Origin of the sequence: Pedobacter cryoconitis (assembly GCF_014207135.1) — a bacterium.
Classification (GTDB): Bacteria; Bacteroidota; Bacteroidia; order Sphingobacteriales; family Sphingobacteriaceae; genus Pedobacter; species Pedobacter cryoconitis_D.
Genome location: NZ_JACHCC010000007.1, coordinates 227,568 through 244,915, shown reverse-complemented (window position 1 = coordinate 244,915; position 17,348 = coordinate 227,568). Strand labels below are relative to the sequence as shown.

General features: G+C 40.1%; 9 protein-coding genes. 5 read left to right on the top strand and 4 right to left on the bottom strand.

Going from position 1 to position 17,348, the window contains the following annotated elements; all coding sequences use genetic code 11:
• Positions 1-6: 6 nt before the first annotated feature.
• Complete coding sequence (locus HDF25_RS14485; protein ID WP_184625912.1) at positions 7-1,152, bottom strand: HmuY family protein; 1,146 nt, start codon at positions 1,150-1,152, stop codon at positions 7-9.
• 165 nt (positions 1,153-1,317) lie between these two features.
• Between HDF25_RS14485 and HDF25_RS14480 the strand changes: the two genes are divergently transcribed.
• A complete protein-coding gene (locus HDF25_RS14480) occupies positions 1,318-2,370 on the top strand; it encodes a hypothetical protein (RefSeq protein WP_184625910.1) in 1,053 nt (350 codons plus the stop codon).
• Between the two features lie 156 nt (positions 2,371-2,526).
• On the top strand, positions 2,527-3,117 hold the full coding sequence (locus tag HDF25_RS14475) for a HupE/UreJ family protein (protein ID WP_184625908.1): 591 nt from the start codon (positions 2,527-2,529) through the stop codon (positions 3,115-3,117).
• On the opposite strand, the gene HDF25_RS14470 is transcribed toward HDF25_RS14475, so the two are convergent.
• Complete coding sequence (locus HDF25_RS14470; RefSeq protein ID WP_184625906.1) at positions 3,114-6,254, bottom strand: DNA gyrase/topoisomerase IV subunit A; 3,141 nt, start codon at positions 6,252-6,254, stop codon at positions 3,114-3,116. The genes HDF25_RS14475 and HDF25_RS14470 overlap by 4 nt on opposite strands.
• Positions 6,255-6,360: 106 nt before the next feature.
• Entirely contained in the window at positions 6,361-6,849 is a 489-nt protein-coding gene (locus HDF25_RS14465; protein WP_184625904.1) for a cytidine deaminase, read from the bottom strand.
• 303 nt (positions 6,850-7,152) lie between these two features.
• Here HDF25_RS14465 and HDF25_RS14460 point away from each other — a divergent pair, with 303 nt between their 5' ends.
• From HDF25_RS14460 to HDF25_RS14450, 3 genes are read left to right on the top strand one after another with little or no spacing between them, the layout of a single operon-like run.
• The gene (locus HDF25_RS14460; protein WP_184625902.1) at positions 7,153-12,138 is read left to right on the top strand and encodes a translocation/assembly module TamB; all 4,986 of its coding nucleotides are present in this window, start codon (positions 7,153-7,155) and stop codon (positions 12,136-12,138) included.
• Positions 12,122-14,410 carry a BamA/TamA family outer membrane protein gene (locus HDF25_RS14455; RefSeq protein ID WP_184625900.1) on the top strand — a complete coding sequence of 763 codons (2,289 nt, stop codon included), beginning with the start codon at positions 12,122-12,124 and terminating at the stop codon, positions 14,408-14,410. The genes HDF25_RS14460 and HDF25_RS14455 overlap by 17 nt, the downstream gene beginning before the upstream one ends.
• 8 nt (positions 14,411-14,418) lie before the next feature.
• Positions 14,419-15,432 carry a YihY/virulence factor BrkB family protein gene (locus HDF25_RS14450; RefSeq protein WP_184625898.1) on the top strand — a complete coding sequence of 338 codons (1,014 nt, stop codon included), beginning with the start codon at positions 14,419-14,421 and terminating at the stop codon, positions 15,430-15,432.
• On the opposite strand, the gene HDF25_RS14445 is transcribed toward HDF25_RS14450, so the two are convergent.
• Complete coding sequence (locus tag HDF25_RS14445) at positions 15,429-17,339, bottom strand: DNA topoisomerase IV subunit B (protein ID WP_184625896.1); 1,911 nt, start codon at positions 17,337-17,339, stop codon at positions 15,429-15,431. The genes HDF25_RS14450 and HDF25_RS14445 overlap by 4 nt on opposite strands.
• Between the last annotated feature and the right edge of the window lie 9 nt (positions 17,340-17,348).

Here is a 17,348-nt window from a genome sequence, read left to right as displayed (position 1 = left end):
GTATTCTTAAGAAGTTGGAACAACCGGTACTGTTGCCTGCAACAGGCTATACTCAATAACAGGTCTCCCCTGACTCCCGCCATCATTATTACTTGAATTGTTAAATCTCAGTTTATAAATATTCCCGTCGGTATCCTTAATGATATAAAAACGATCATTGTATACGCTTGTTAAACTCGTTGTTGGATCAATATTTCTCCAGTTCACCCCAATAGCGTCACGGGTAGCCAGATAACTAGCAGCCGGAATTGAATTCAGATCAGCCGCAGCAAAATTAACATAGTTTTTCACCACTTTCTGATCACCATTCGGATCAAACTTAACTTGCGCGACGGTTACCCCACTCAGAAAATTAATCAGTACAAAATCATTTACACCTACAGGCAGACCTGCCGCATTTTGATAGGTTGTCCAGGTCCATTCTATATCCCATAATGGTTTTGCTGGCTCAGCTGATGATGCCAGTGTCACGAAACTAAAGAAGTTAAAATTGAAAGAGGTATTTTTCTGAATGGTAACGGTGTTAAACTGAGTGGCCCCCAACCTGCCAGCTTGTACCTGATATGAATTTACTCCTTTAAAAATCTTCACCTTGTACCATGGTCGTATAGGAGGAGCTACTATGGTACCACCTGTCGGGATAACTCCCTGTACACCCGCAACACCGGGGTTTACCAGATATACCTTTGCCTCTGCTTCTGTTGCAGCTATATTTTTGATTAATATATTTGCCAGATAAGTCGTTGCGTTCCCTGTAACAGGATCAATCAGTGCAGAACTCCCAGCTGTTCCCAATTGTAATACCGAAGTGTTTGCTATCGAATCCTGTGTTCCCACCTGGGTGAGATCCGTTTTATTCAGCTGAATAGCTGTAGCACCTGTCGAATGGTTCAAAATAACTTTAAAATCATCCCCCGGATAAAATCCAAGGTCCCAGCCTGTCCTGCCTGCAGTAACTACTGTGCCCCTACTAAAATCAACAAATACACTATTAGCTGCATTAATTCCGAGTTCACTTCCAGCAATTCCAGGTAAACCAACCACCTGACCTGTATTTGGTTGAGGAAACCTGTAGACAACCTGATCTTTTTTACAACTGGCAAAAGCAACAACTGCGGTGCAGCAAACAATGATTAATTGAAATTTATTCATACAAATGATTTGTTATTCTCTAAAACGCTAAGAATCGTAAAGATAATACTCCTGTACCTGAATTTGATATAAATTCAAACCAAACCAGGCAGATTAGCTTTTTGTCGTCTTAATGTGTAGTTTTGCAGCTTAAGCCAATTCATATTTAAAATCATTCTATCATCTATGAAATTACCCCAATTCGCAGGAACTATACTAATTGCATTTACAACCGTTGCCCTATTTGCTAACTGTACCTCAAGCACAACCCAGAAAGACGGAAAAACAAAAATGACTTTAAATGCAACAGGGGATTCTTCCAAAGTTGCTATTACCGATACCACACGTAAACCTATTGATACTGCAAAATATAATGCTTTAATGCTGAAACTTGCACATGGAGATACTACTGGAAAATGGCCGGTTAAACCACAGCCTTATCCATTGCCAGGTGCTATTTTACCTTTCAAAAGGATTGTAGCTTATTATGGAAATATCTATTCCAAAAGAATGGGTGTATTAGGAGAGTTTGCACCTAAAGTAATGCTGTCTAAACTGGATGCAGAAGTTAAGAAATGGGAAAAAGCTGATCCCTCCACTCCTGTACAGCCTGCACTTCACTATATAGCTGTTGTTGCGCAGGGCGATGGTGGTAAAGATGGTAAATACAGGTTCAGAATGCCGGACAAACAGATTGACTCGGTACTGGCAATCTCAAGAATGCGTAAAGATATGATCGTATTTCTTGATATCCAGGTATCATTAAGTGACATCAGAACTGAATTACCATTATTGGAGAAATACCTGAAAATGCCAAATGTACATTTAGGTATTGACCCTGAGTTCTCGATGAAAAATGGGGTAAAACCAGGTAAAAAAATAGGTACATATGATGCTGCTGATATCAATTACTGCTCACAGTACCTGGCTAACCTTGTTAAAAAATATAACCTGCCTCCAAAGGTATTTACTGTTCACCGTTTCACCAACAGGATGGTAACGAATTACAAAAACATCAAATTGCGTCCCGAAGTTCAACTGGTTATGCACATGGACGGATGGGGTGAACCAGAATTAAAAAAAGGTACTTATCGTCACTTTATCTATAGTGAGCCTGTAGAATTCACGGGTTTCAAATTATTCTATAAAAATGACATCAAGAAAGCACCAAACAGAATGATGACTCCTGATGAGTTAATGAAACTTACACCTATACCTGTTTACATCCAGTACCAATAACAGGTATCAATCATAAACAAAAAGCGCGCTGTCAAGAAATGACAGCGCGCTTTTTGTTTATAGCCTGAAACGGCGGCTAAAACGATCATACTGTAAAATTATTATTGGGCCTGGATTATATTTTCATACCTAATTAAAAATTGATAAGTTTGGTGCATGCAGGATTTCTCTCTATACTTTGAACTGGGCTGGCAACACATCTTAAACTGGAAAGGCTATGACCATATACTTTTCGTCATCGTATTATGCGGAGCTTATACCCTGACCGACTGGAAAAGAGTATTATTTCTGGTTACTGCTTTCACCATAGGCCATAGCATTACACTGGCATTAAGCGTACTGAAGATCATTACGATCAGAACCGACCTGATCGAGTTTCTGATTCCTGTAACCATACTGATTACCGCAGCCTCCAATATTCTTTCCGGGAAATCATCAAGACCTAAAGGCGTAAGGTTAAAATATCTGCTAGCTTTATTTTTCGGCCTGATCCATGGAATGGGTTTTTCCAATTATCTGAACAGTCTGCTGGGAAAAAGCACCAATATTGTAGCAGAGTTGTTTGCTTTCAATATTGGGCTAGAATTTGGCCAGGTTATTATTGTAACCGGTATACTACTGATTTCATTTATCCTGGTGAATATATTTAAAGTCAAAAAGTGGGACTGGAACTTCTTTCTTTCTTCTGCGATATTTGGAATTTCCTTTATTATGGCAGCAGAAAGATGGCCTGGCTTATTCCGTTAGAATAAGCCTAGCTGTCCTTTATCATCTATATCCAGATCATCAGGGTTAGTAATCTCCAGTCTGACGTTCTTATTGATTGTTCCTTCTCTCGTCACTTTACTTTTTGCATCTAAGGACTTCTTTGGTTTTACGGCTTTCTGAGCTGGCTTCTCAGTTTTAGGCCGATCAGACTCCGAAATCAATACCAATGGCTCAGGCGCAGGCAGTAGCGTCTCCTCAGCAGGCTTCTCTTCAACTACTTCCACCTTTTTAGCCTTGACCTCCTTTACAGGTGCAACAGCTTCAACGACAGGTTCATCTGCAGGTTTTTCCTCAACTACTTCCACCTTTTCAGCTTTGACTTCCTTTACAGGTACAATAGCTTCAACGACAGGTTCGTCAACAGGTTTTTCTTCAACTACTTCTGCCTTTTTAGCTTTGACTTCCTTTACGGGTGCAACAACTTCAATAACTGGTTCCTCAACGAGTACCTCTTCAACAGGAGATTCTTCAACCACTTCTTCTTCAGTTTCTTCAAACTCAGTAGTTTCTTCTTCAGCAATCACTGCTTCAGTCTCCGGCTTCTCCGTTGTATCCTCCCCCTCTTCAGCAACTACAGTGACTTCCTCTTTAACCTCTTCCTCCAGTACAGGTTCATTTTCTTCATCATTACTGATGCTGATATGTTTCACCTCGTGCTGCGTTAAACGGTTACCATTAGCTTTAATACCTTTTAAGTCTATGAAATCTGCCAGCACAATTTCCAGTGTTTCAGGAATCTGCGTTTTACCTTTTAGCACATCTACAGTTAAAACAGCTTCCGGGTTACTGGTCAGATGCAGGAATTTCGATCCTGTTTCTTCACTGATCAGGCTTTGTTTTTTACCAATAGCGATAGATTCAAAGACAAAACGTTTGATAAAATAATTTTTGGCTTTGCCTTCATATTGTACAACTGCGAAAGCGCGCTCCGGATCAAACTTCTGGATCAGTAAAAGATCAGCATCAAAATGATTACTCAGTTCAAAAGAACTCAGTTCATACCAGCCCTCTTTGTGTACCTGCAGAATTCTGTCATCACCATCAAATTCACCAAGATATTTACCTCTGCCATCGACATTCAGTCTTCTCAGTAAATCATCATACCAGATTTTCAGTCCTGATAAGGTAGATACTCCTTTACTTTTCAGTAATACTTTTTTAATCGGATACTTGGAAACAATATTTCCCTGAGAAGCACGTCCTTTGATCGCGATATCAGCGAAATCAATATCAAACTGTAACTTTTTCAGTTTGGTATGTGGTTTCAGCATGACTGTAACAATTTCAGCTTCCCCATTAGGATTAGGCGTGAAATATAACATTTTTGAGCCTTTGCTACCCTTAGTCAGGTCGTATTCCTTATCACGGGTAACCCCCATCACTGCAAAACGCTTGATATAAGAGATCCCGCTTGCCCCGTCTTTATAGATCAGGTTATAAATTGTACGGTCATCATTCTTTTTGAATACCTGAGCATAAATGATCCCTTTTCCTACAAACGTTTTATCGGCAACTTTCGTGATTGTGCATTTACCATCTTCCCTAAAGACAATAATCTCGTCCAGATCCGAACAGTCAGCAATAAATTCGTCTTTTTTCAGTCCCGTTCCGATAAAACCATCTTCCCGGTTCATATATAATTTCACATTGGCCAGCGCTACTTTAGAAGCCTCTACCCTGTCGAACAGGCGGATTTCTGTTTTACGTTCCCTGCCTTTGCCATATTTATCTTTTAACCGCTGATACCAGGCAATTGCATAATCCGTCAGATGACGCAGGTGGTTTTTTACGACCTTGATTTCATCCGAAAGTGCTTTCATCTGATCATCCGCTTTCTTCACATCAAAGCGGGTAATACTGCTCATTGGTTTATCAATCAGCTTCTTGAAATCCTCTGGTAAAATATCCCTGTATAACTGTTCGCGGAAAGGAGCAAACAAAGTATTCAATACACCTACGACAGTATCAAAATTATTCGAGTTCTCGTAGTCAGGATGTTTGTACATTCCTTCCTGAATGAAGATCTTCAATAATGAACTAAAGAAAATTTTCTCCTGAAGCTCATGCAATTTGATCTCCAGCTCCTGTTTTAACAGGTTTTTGGTATTCTGTGTATTCTCTTCCAGAATATCATTTACACTCAGGAACTGAGGTTTATCATCCTTAATGATACAGGTATTCGGTGAAATAGAAACTTCACACGAAGTAAACGCATATAAGGCATCTATCGTTACATCCGGTGAGATCCCCGGCGCAAGCTGAATAACAATTTCCACATGCGCGGCTGTATTGTCTTCAATCTTCTTGATCTTGATCTTTCCTTTGTCATTGGCAGACAGAATACTGTCGATCACTGATCCCGTTGTCGTACTGTAAGGAATCTCCGTAATGACCAAAGTCTTCTTATCTTTTTCAGTGATTTTGGCGCGCACACGTATTTTACCACCACGCATTCCTTCATTATAAGCAGAGAAATCTGCCATACCACCGGTAAAGAAATCAGGAAGGATATTAGGTTTCTCTCCCTGTAAAATGGAGATAGAAGCATCCAGCAGCTCAATAAAATTATGCGGCATGACTTTCGTTGCCAGACCTACAGCGATACCTTCGGCACCCTGCGCTAACAATAAAGGGAATTTTACAGGTAAAGTAAGTGGTTCATTATTTCTGCCATCATAACTTAACTGCCAGATCGTAGTATCCGCATTAAACACTACTTCATTGGCAAATTTGGATAAACGCGCCTCAATATAACGCGGTGCAGCAGCACTGTCTCCGGTAATCGGGTCACCCCAGTTACCCTGACAATCAATCAGCAGGTCTTTCTGCCCGATCTGAACCATCGCATCACCGATAGAAGCGTCACCATGAGGGTGATACTTCATCGTATTTCCGATTACATTGGCTGCTTTATTAAAACGTCCGTCATCCATCTCTTTCAGCGAGTGCATAATCCTGCGCTGAACTGGCTTTAAACCATCATTGATATGGGGTACAGCCCGGTCTAAAATTACATAAGAGGCATAATCGAGAAACCAGTTTTCGTAAAGTCCGTTAATAGGTATTACGGTATGTTTTGTCTCTTCGTTTACGTTATTATCTAACTCGTCGCTCATTAAAAAAGGGTTTGGATGGCGTAAAGATAAGGCATCCCGTCAAATTTCGGGAACACAATTTCCCAACAGTTTTAAAATATCTTTATTTAGATCAGGTTTTCTCCGGTTATCCGATCAGACGGTCTTCCACAAACACAAAAGGCATTAAACTTTTTATCCCTTTTACTTTCAATATCCGGCCTCCAAGACAGTAAAAAAGCACTTCTATCTCTTTTTTCTGTTTACGTTCAAACTCGGCCATTACCTGTAAACAAGCTCCGCAACAAGTAATAGGCTGTTCAATTTTAAAATTCTCTGTATGTGCAGTAATAGCCATACTTTCAATGATCGCATCCGGGTAAGCTGCCCCGATAGTAAAAAGTGCTACCCGTTCAGCACAAAGTCCTGAAGGATAAGCCAGATTTTCCTGGTTACTTCCCGAAACAACCACACCATCACTTAGTCTTACTGCAGTGGCTACTTTAAAATTGGAATAAGGTGAGTAAGAAGTATTCAAGGCATCCTTTGCCTGAATACACAAGGACTGATCGGCCGTATTGAGTTCCTCTAACTGATCATAGGATTCATAAGCAATGGAAAAATTTAATTTATTCATAAAGAGTTCAAGAAAATTAAAAATGACGGACCATATTTCTGATAGTCCCTGTCCCCCAAAAATTAAGGGCTTACAATATACGTTGTTAATTTCAACAGATCCTATATAATTTTAAACTATTGTAAAACCTGCAATTTATAACACGCTGTAAAATCAGAGGCTGAAACAGATTTTGTCAATCTCTTATAATCTTTATTTAAACAAAGTTTTGGTTTATTTGTAGTATACTGTAACCAAAACCATCGCCATGGCATGGTTTTAGTTAAAAATCAGCAATTATAAATCTCTCAAAATCCATTTGAATTGAATAAATACGTACGTAAAAGTTTAAAGGTTGTTCTTTGGGTAATCGCCAGTATCATTTTACTGGTGGTCGGAATTGCAGTCTCCTTAAACATCCCTGGTGTTCAGAACTTTGTCAAAGATAAAGCTATAGCCTATCTGAAAGACAAAACCCATACTGAGGTAAGCCTCGAAAGTATCAGCATTGCTTTTCCAAAAGACATCGTACTCAACAAATTCTATTTAGAAGATAAAAAAGGGGACACTTTACTCTATGCCGGGAAACTGGCCGTCGACATCAGTCTTTTTAAATTGCTCGATAAAAAAGTCGAAATCAATAATATTGAGCTCGAAAAAGTCAGGGCCAATGTAAAACGTATCAATCCGGATTCTACTTTCAACTTTTCTTTTCTCGTCGATGCTTTTATGTCCGAACAAAAAAAACCGGAAGCAGAAGTCAAAAAAGATACTGCTTCTACCATGAAGTTTTCGGTTAGTCAAATTAGCTTAAAGGATATAGGTATTACTTACCGGGATGATGTTGCCGGGAACGACGTCAGTTTAAATCTTGGAGAATTCCGGACAGATATCAAAAATTTTGACCTGGATAATCAACACTATGTGATTAAAAACCTGATCTTAAAAAACACAACTGTAAAATATCTGCAGCAGAAACCACTAACCCAACTCGCTGCTCATCTCGAAAAAAGCATAGATACTGCCAACACAGCTACCGGAAAACTTCCCCTGGTAGAAGTACAGGATGCTGCGCTCAATAACGTAAAAATCAATTTCGACGATATGTTATCTGACACCCGTGCAGATCTGAATATCAACGAACTGAACCTGAAAAAGCTTTTTGCCGATCTGACAAAAAGCAATTATAAGCTGGATGAAGCCACATTAAATAAATCCAATGTCTTATTTGCATTTAAACCTGCATCGGTAGCGAAAGGTACAAAAACAACAGATACAGTACAGTCGAAGCCCTCTGCAATGGCCGTTTTGGTCAACAAGCTTAATCTGACGGGGAACAATATCCAGTATGATAACCTGGCTGTGAAACCAGCACCAAAAGGTCTGGATTATAACCATTTAAAAATCAGCGGACTTGGCCTTGCTGCTCAGGCTCTGACCTATAACAATACAGGGATTAAGGTAAATGTTAAAAGTGGGGTATTTAAAGAGAAAAGTGGCTTTGAACTTACCCGGTTACAGGGCGATGCTGTTTACAGTGACCGGATGATCAATCTTAAAAACCTTATCCTGAAAACCCCTAATACTAATATTGAGAATAATACAACCCTGAATTACACTTCTCTTGACGACCTGACCAAACATCCGGAAAGAGTTAAACTCGCACTGCAATTCAGAAATTCCGTTTTAGGTTTAAAAGATGCGGCCTATTTCAGTGATGCCATTCCTGCAAATTATCGTAATGAAAAAATTAAGGTGAACGCAAAGGTAAATGGTTACCTGAATAACCTGACTATCCCGCAATTCCAGGCAGACGGATTGAAGAATACACACATAGATGTAAACGGTACGATAAAAGGATTGCCTGATGTCAATAAGCTGTTTGCCGATTTGAACATTAAGCGCTTCTCTTTAACAAAAAGTGACCTGCTGGTTGTGATCCCTAAAAAATCGTTGCCTGCCAATATTGAGCTGCCTAATACGATTGTAGCCAATGGTAAATTCAAGGGTTCAATGAACAGCTTTAATACCGATCTGAATATCAATACCGATATGGGGTCTGCGAAACTACTGGCTGGTATGAAAGGTCCTAAAGGAAAAGAAAGTTATACCGCTAACCTCAGCCTGAACAACTTCAATGTTGGGAAACTGATCAAAATGCAGCCTCAGTTAGGCCGCATCAGTGTGAAAGCAACAGTCGATGGTACCGGTCTGGATGCCAAAACAGCAAATGCAAAGATTAATGCACAACTACTGAGTGCTTACTATAATAAATACACTTACAAAAACCTGTTACTGAGCGGCACCTATTCCGGACAGAAAATGAGTATTAAAAGTCAGATGGCCGATACCAATGTCAACTTCAATCTGACCGCCCTTATCAATATCGCCGGTAAATACCCAGCCATCAAAGCCGACCTTGACCTGAAACAGGTTGATCTGCAAAAACTGAATTTTATGGCTACCCCATTAACAATGGCAGGATTAGTTAAAGCGGATATTCAAACCGCCGACCCTGATTACCTGAATGGGGATGTAAACATCAGGTCATTACAGGTAGTTAAAGATGGCCAGAAATTTAATGTAGATACCATTAACCTGCATGCTGAAGCCACCGCGGCACATACGTTGCTTACCCTGAAATCAGAATTGCTGAGTGCGCGTGTAGATGGTAAATACCAATTGACCAACCTTGGGGCCGCAGTCATTAATCAGATTAATAAATATTATGCATTCGGACAGGTTACTAAAATCCCCGATCAGCGTTTCAGGTTCAGCATGAATATTTATAATCCAAAGTTTATCAAAAACTTTGTACCCGCATTAACCACCTTTTCCCCTTCCAGGATAAGTGGCCTGCTGGATACACAAAAAGACAGCTTGGTGATGAATGCATGGGTTCCACGGGTTGTATATGGTGATTATAAGGTTGATAGCACCCGTCTCACCATTGACAATACCAACCAGAAACTTAATTACAAATTGCTTGTCAGAAGCGTACAAAGCAAATCGATTGCATTATATAATACGGAACTGAGTGGTGAGGCAGCCAATAACATACTCGGCGTTAACATTTTTCTGAGGGACAGTAAACTGAAAGACAAATATATGCTTGGAGGGACTTTCAAGTCGATTAACAAGAACTTCCAGTTTAGTTTTGATCCTGCTAAAGTCTTATTAAACTACGAAAAATGGGCTATTTCACCTGAGAACTTTATCCAGTTTGGAGAGTCAGGTATCCTGGCTAACCAGTTTAACCTGAGCAGGGGTAGCCAGTTACTGAGCATTAACAGTCTGAATGCAACCCCTAACTCACCGCTTAAAGTAGAGTTTAAAGATTTCAAAATCGAGACACTGACCAAATTTGCTGAACAAGATAGTTCACTAGTTGGTGGCTCCATTAATGGTACTATAGATGCCAAAGAGCTGTTGACCAACCCTAAATTTGAAGCAAACCTGACTGTCGAACATCTGCGTTACCAGAAAGATCCGTTAGGAACTTTACGTATTGCTGTAAATAACAATACTGAGAATGCCTATGAAACAAATATTGCACTCACAGGAGTCCATGAACTAAGAGTAAACGGCTTCTACTATACCAATTCAGACAATGCACTGGACCTTACCCTGAACATTGACAAAATCGACCTTAAATCCTTAAATAATCTTTCTATGGGTCAGATCAAACAAGGTTCAGGAACAATTAGTGGACAACTTTCCATTAAAGGGGCTATAGCTGCACCAAAAATCCTGGGAGACGTTAAATTTAATCAGGCAGCATTCAATGCGACCTATGTCAATTCTTATTTCAGAATGCCTGATGAAACTATCAGTTTTACAGAAGAAGGCCTTAAATTCAATGATTTCACTATCGTTGATTCGCTCGATAAAAAAGCTATCATTAATGGTGGCATCCTGACTAAAGATTACAGGAACTTTAAGTTCAACATGGATATCAAGACTACTAATTTCAGGGCCATACACTCTACTGCGGCCGATAATGAAATGATTTACGGAACCGTTTTCCTGACCAGTCTGATTAAGGTAAGAGGAGACCTGAACCAGCCTGATGTAAACATGACTGTCAATGTAGATAAAGGCACTAAATTCTTCTTTGCAATGCCCCCTGATGATCCTTCAGTCATTAGCCAGGAAGGAATAGTGCAGTTTATTGATGCCAGTGCAGCTAGCAGCCACAAGACATTAAAGGCCGACAGTATCAGTAAGGCACCCATTAGTGGTTTTAACCTGAGTGCCAATATTAAAATTGATCCGGATGCAGAATTAAATGTCATTGTAGACCCTGCCAATGGCGATGCTTTAAAAGTAAAAGGTACTGCTAACCTGATTGCGACGATGGACCCCAGCGGAAAAACCAGTTTAACCGGACGTTATGACCTGAACGAAGGATCATACAATTTATCTATCGGAGGATTGGCTAAAAAATCCTTTAAACTGGTTAAAGGAAGCAGTATTATCTGGACCGGCGAGCCTACAGAAGCTAATGTTGACCTGACAGCAATGTACGAAGTTTCGGCCGCTCCTATTGACCTTATTAATCAGCCTGATAATGTTCAGGCCAAGACAAAATTACCATTCCAGGTTTATCTGATGATGAAAGACCAGCTGATGAAACCAAGCATTTCTTTCAAATTAGATATGCCGGCAAATGAACAGGGGGCTTTAGGCGGAATAGTTTACACCCAGATACAGAACGTAAACAGAGATGAAGGACAATTGAACAAACAGGTATTCGCCTTACTTGCTCTGGGAAGATTCATTGCCAATAATCCTTTTGAAAGTCTGGCTGGCGGAGGTAGTGTATCTACCCTTGCCCGTTCAAGTGTAAGTAATCTGTTAACAGATCAGCTGAACAACCTGGCTTCGGATCTGATTAAGGGAGTAGATGTCAATTTTGGGCTGAATTCATCTGAAGATTACTCTACTGGTTCTATGCAGCAAAAGACAGACCTGGAAGTAGGACTCTCTAAAAAACTGCTCAATGACAGACTAACGGTTACTGTTGGAAGTTCATTTGGTTTGGAAGGTCCACAGGCCCCAGGTCAGAATTCGACTAATATTGCCGGTAATGTCAATGTTGAATATGCCCTTTCTGCTGATGGCAGATATCGTTTAAGAGCCTACAGACGAAATCAGAATGAAGGAGTCATTGAAGGACAGATCGTCGAGACGGGACTTGGATTTGCCCTTGTTGTGGACTATAATAAGTTCAGAGAGATATTCCAGAAAAGAAAAAAGAGAAATCAAATAAAAACAGAACAGAAACCTAAAGATGAAAAGACTAATTAAACCTGCCTTATTCATATTTTCATGTTTAGTGTACACTGCCTGCAGTAATACTAAATACCTGAAACCGGGACAGACCCTATATGCTGGGGCTGAAGTAAAAATCAATCCCGATTCCGCGACAAAAATTGCCAATGAAAAAAACATTAAAAGTGATCTGGAAAGCAAAACCAGGCCTGCACCAAATAAAAAAATCATTGGCTTAAGACCAAAATTATATATCTATAATCTGGCGGGGCAGCCTAAGAAATCAAAAGGGATACGCCACTGGTTAAAAACAAAGGTTGGTGAACCACCCGTATTATTAAGTGATGTTAAATTAAAATATAACAATGCCGTTTTAACCAGTTATCTGATTAGCCAGGGATATCTTCAGTCTGTGGTTGTGGGTGATACTGTAGTTAAAAACCGCGTGGGCAAAGCTATTTACACCGCAAGAACCGGAAGCAGGTACAAAATCAATAACATTACCTTCCCTAAGGATTCAGGAAATCTGACACATGTGATCAACCTGAATAAAGAAAAGAGCCTGCTGAAAAAAGGAAACTTCTACAATCTTGAAGTCTTTAAAAATGAACGCGTCCGCATAGACAATGATTTAAAAGAGAATGGTTATTTCTATTTCAGTCCTGATTATCTGATATTACAGGTAGACAGTACTATCGGAAAGAACCTCGTTAATATCACGGTCAAAGTAAAAGATATTGCGCCCGATGCAGGTTTGAAACCTTATACCATCAAGAACATTAACATCTACCCTAATTATTCCCTGAGAAGGGATTCTGTATTGAGAAAACTAACACCCATCGAGTACAGTGATTTCAATATTTATGATGACAAGAAAACTTTTAAACCCCGTTTATTTGACAGGCTGGTTTTCTTTAAAAAAGGCGAAACCTATAACAGAAAGGATCACAATCAGTCGCTAAACAGGATGGTAAACATCAATGCTTTTCAGGCTGTCAAAGCCGAGTTCTTACCTATAGACAGCTTTAAAAACAATGAACTGAACCTCAATATCTACCTGACTCCGCTCAAGAAAAACTCATTATCCTTTTCAGTAACAGGAACCAGTAAATCAAACAACTTCGTCGGTTCGGAGGTTAAAATTACCCAAACCACCCGGAATTTATTCAGAGGAGCTGAACAGCTTGATGTGAGTTTGAGTGGCGGATTTGAAAGCCAGGTCAGCGGACAATCACAAGGTCTGAATTCTTATTCGTTTACTGCTCAGGGTAAATTAACTTTTCCAAGGTTTATCGTCCCTTTCATCAAACCCCAAAGTACCAATGCCTTTATTCCAAAGACCATTGCTTCCCTTTCCTACGAATTGATAAGCAGGGGATCTTATTATGATTTAAGTTCATTTAAAGCAGAATATGGCTATCAGTGGAAAGAAAATCAGTATAAAGAGCATACGTTTAACCCGATCTCGGTCACTTATGTGCGTCCAAAGATTACAGGTGACTCGACTACTTTATTTGCCACGACCCCAGGTTTAAGAAACATCCTGGAAAAACAATTCATTATTGGTAGTAGTTATAACTTCACTTATACCAATCAGATGGAAGAAGCCAGGAGAAATAATATCTATTTCAACGGGAACTTACAAACAGGCGGAAATGTATGGGGCCTGTTTGTCCCCAAAGACAGTCATGGAGACAAATCCATATTAAATGTTCCTTTAACCCAATTTGTCAGGGTAGAAACAGATCTTCGTGATTTCTATAAAATCGGCAAGAACCTGATATGGGCCAACCGTCTGGATCTGGGTTATGGTTATGCTTATGGCAACTCCACTTCTATGCCATACGTTAAGCAATTCTTTGCAGGAGGGACCAATGATATCCGTGGATTTGCAGCAAGATCATTAGGGCCAGGCTCTTACAAAGTACCTGATAGCGTCCAGTTTGCCGATCAGAGCGGTGATATCAAAGCCATGATCAATACCGAATTACGCTTTAAAATTGTCAGTGTATTATATGGTGCCGTTTTTGCTGATGCCGGAAATATCTGGTTAAGAAAAGAAGATACCACCAGGGTAGGTTCAGGCTTTAAATTAAAAAATGCATTAAGCCAGATCGCGATCAGTACCGGTGCAGGTTTGCGTGTAGATGCCAAGATCTTTGTGATCCGTCTCGACGTTGCTTTCCCTATCAGAAAACCATACCTGCCTGAAGGACAAAGATGGGTAATTGACAAGATTGCCTTTGGTGATAAGACCTGGAGAAACAATAACCTGGTTTACAATATTGGAATCGGATATCCATTTTAAGACTCAAAATGAAACTAATACATCAAATAAAACATTTTTTTATTGCGCTTTACCATCTGTTTGTTGCGGCCGGGGAAGGGTTTATAGAAGACCGTGTCATGAAGTTAAGTGCGGCACTGGCTTATTATACCATCTTCTCGCTGACCCCCCTGATTATCATTATCATTGCTGCTGCAAGTATATTTTTCAATAACAAACTCAGTCCCGGCACAGAGTTATTTGCACAGATCAATGAAATGGTTGGCCCCGAAGCAGCTAAACAAATACAGGGTTTTGTCGCCAATGCCAATCTTACCGGTAAAACCACTATAGGATTGATTATCGGAATCACGACTTTAGTTGTCGGTTCGACAGCTATCTTTATTGAAATCCAGGACAGTATCAATATGATCTGGAAAGTAAAGGCTGTCCCTAAAAAAGGCTGGTTAAAGATGCTGACCAACAGGTTACTTTCTTTTTCCCTGATCGTTTCTATGGGTTTCCTTTTACTCGTTTCACTGGTCATCAACAGTATTGTCGTTGGACTAGGCTCTAAGTTAGGTCAGCTCGTGACCAAAAGCCATATCGGTGAGATCATACCAGTTGCAGACACTACGACTACCCTGCTGATCTATATTCTGAACAACGCCCTTACCTTAGCTGCTGTAACCGCTGTATTTACCATTATATTCAAGATACTACCTGACGTAATTATCAGATGGAAATCGGCTATTATCGGCGCGCTATTTACGGCCCTGCTTTTCAGTCTGGGTAAATATGGAATAGGAATTTATATTGAGAAAGGGAATCCCGCATCTGCATTTGGCGCTGCAAGTTCTATTATAGTTATCCTGTTATGGATCTACTATACGGCCATCATTTTATACTTTGGTGCAGAGTTCACACAAGCTTATGCAGAAAAATATGATAAGGGCATTAAACCCAGTAAATATGCTGTATTTACAAAAATCACTGTCGTAGAAGAGAAAGTGGATGTTTTGCCTCCTCAGCACAAGGACGAAACAAAGGCAGAACCGGCTTAAGCCGATTCTGCAATTTCCTCCAAACTATCATCTTCAGGAAGCGCTGCAACTACATCAGCAGAGACCAGTTCCTCAACTGTATCTTTTTCTATTCTCAGGTTTCTGATAATATGCTGCTGCCGGTCAGGTGTATTTTTACCCATATAATACTCCAGCAGGTTCTTGATGGTCTGATCTTTCAGGATCACAGGGTCCAGACGGATATCTTTACCGATAAACAAGCCAAACTCATCAGGCGAGATCTCTCCCAATCCTTTAAATCGGGTAATCTCCGGTTTGTTCCCTAATTTCTCAATCGCTTTCTTACGTTCATCGTCACTATAACAATAAATCGTTTCTTTCTTATTACGCACCCTGAATAAAGGAGTCTGCAGGATATAAACATGCCCTGCTCTTACCAGGTCAGGAAAAAACTGAAGAAAGAAAGTCATCATCAGCAACCTGATGTGCATACCATCCACATCGGCATCTGTTGCGATAACGATATTATTATAATGCAAACCATCCAGCCCGTCTTCAATATTCAGCGCGTGCTGTAATAAATTGAATTCCTCATTCTCATACACTACTTTTTTGGTCAGCTCATAACAGTTCAGCGGTTTCCCTTTCAGGCTGAATACAGCCTGGCAATCCACATCCCTCGATTTGGTAATTGAGCCCGACGCTGAATCCCCTTCGGTAATAAACAAAGTGGTTTCATAACGTTTTTCATGCGTACTGCTGAAATGCACTTTACAATCCCTGAGTTTCTTATTATGCAGGGATGCCTTTTTTGCCCGGTCATTTGCCAGTTTCTTAATTCCGGCAATATCCTTCCGCTCTCTTTCTGATTGCAGGATACGTTTCAGTAAAGCGTCAGCAACATCAGTGTGTTTATGCAGGTAGTCATCCAGTTCCTTTTTAACAAAATCATTGATAAAAGTACGGACAGATGGTCCTTCAGGCCCCATATTCTGAGAGCCCAGTTTAGTTTTTGTCTGCGACTCAAACACAGGTTCCTGTACCCGGACAGAGATTGCTGCAATAATTGAAGCACGGATATCCGAAGCTTCGTATTCTTTTTTATAAAACTCCCGGATCGTTTTCACGACAGCCTCACGGAATGCTGCCTGGTGTGTACCACCCTGAGTAGTATGTTGTCCATTCACAAAAGAGTGATAATCCTCTCCATATTGCTGACCGTGGGTCATTGCAATTTCGATATCATTGCCTTTAAGGTGGATAATCGGATAACGGATATTTTCAACATCGGCTACTTTATGCAGCAAATCATACAAACCTCTTTCCGAGAAATATTTCTGACCATTAAAATTAACTGTTAAACCGGTATTCAGGAATACATAATTCCAGATCATACTCTCTACAAAATCAGGGATGTAATGATAGTTTCTGAAAATGCTCTCATCCGGATAAAAAGTAATTGCTGTACCATTTCTCTGGGTAGTATCAATAATCGGATGATCCATGATAATCTCCCCTTTGGAAAATTCTACCTTTTTGGTTTTTCCGTCCCGGTACGACTGCACCACAAAACTGGTTGACAAAGCATTTACAGCTTTTGTACCTACTCCGTTCAGTCCTACAGATTTCTGGAAAGCATTACTGTCATATTTACCACCGGTATTGATCTTGGATACGCAATCGATCACTTTACCCAGCGGAATACCGCGGCCGTAATCTCTTACATTTACCTTAGAATCAGAAACTGTAATATCTATGATGCGGCCTGATCCCATCACAAACTCATCAATGGAATTATCCATGATCTCCTTCAGTAAAACGTAAATACCGTCATCCTGTGCAGAACCATCACCTAATTTCCCGATATACATTCCGGGGCGTAGTCTGATATGTTCTTTCCAGTCGAGTGACCGTATACTGTCGTCGTTATATATTGGTTCTGCCATAAAATTTCT

Excerpts from the sequence above, each read along its gene's own strand:
- HDF25_RS14485 (WP_184625912.1), bottom strand. The coding sequence starts at position 1,152 with ATGAATAAATTTCAATTAATCATTGTTTGCTGCACCGCAGTTGTTGCT.
- HDF25_RS14480 (WP_184625910.1), top strand. The coding sequence starts at position 1,318 with ATGAAATTACCCCAATTCGCAGGAACTATACTAATTGCATTTACAACC.
- HDF25_RS14475 (WP_184625908.1), top strand. The coding sequence starts at position 2,527 with ATGCAGGATTTCTCTCTATACTTTGAACTGGGCTGGCAACACATCTTA.
- HDF25_RS14470 (WP_184625906.1), bottom strand. The coding sequence starts at position 6,254 with ATGAGCGACGAGTTAGATAATAACGTAAACGAAGAGACAAAACATACC.
- HDF25_RS14465 (WP_184625904.1), bottom strand. The coding sequence starts at position 6,849 with ATGAATAAATTAAATTTTTCCATTGCTTATGAATCCTATGATCAGTTA.
- HDF25_RS14455 (WP_184625900.1), top strand. The coding sequence starts at position 12,122 with ATGAAAAGACTAATTAAACCTGCCTTATTCATATTTTCATGTTTAGTG.
- HDF25_RS14450 (WP_184625898.1), top strand. The coding sequence starts at position 14,419 with ATGAAACTAATACATCAAATAAAACATTTTTTTATTGCGCTTTACCAT.
- HDF25_RS14445 (WP_184625896.1), bottom strand. The coding sequence starts at position 17,339 with ATGGCAGAACCAATATATAACGACGACAGTATACGGTCACTCGACTGG.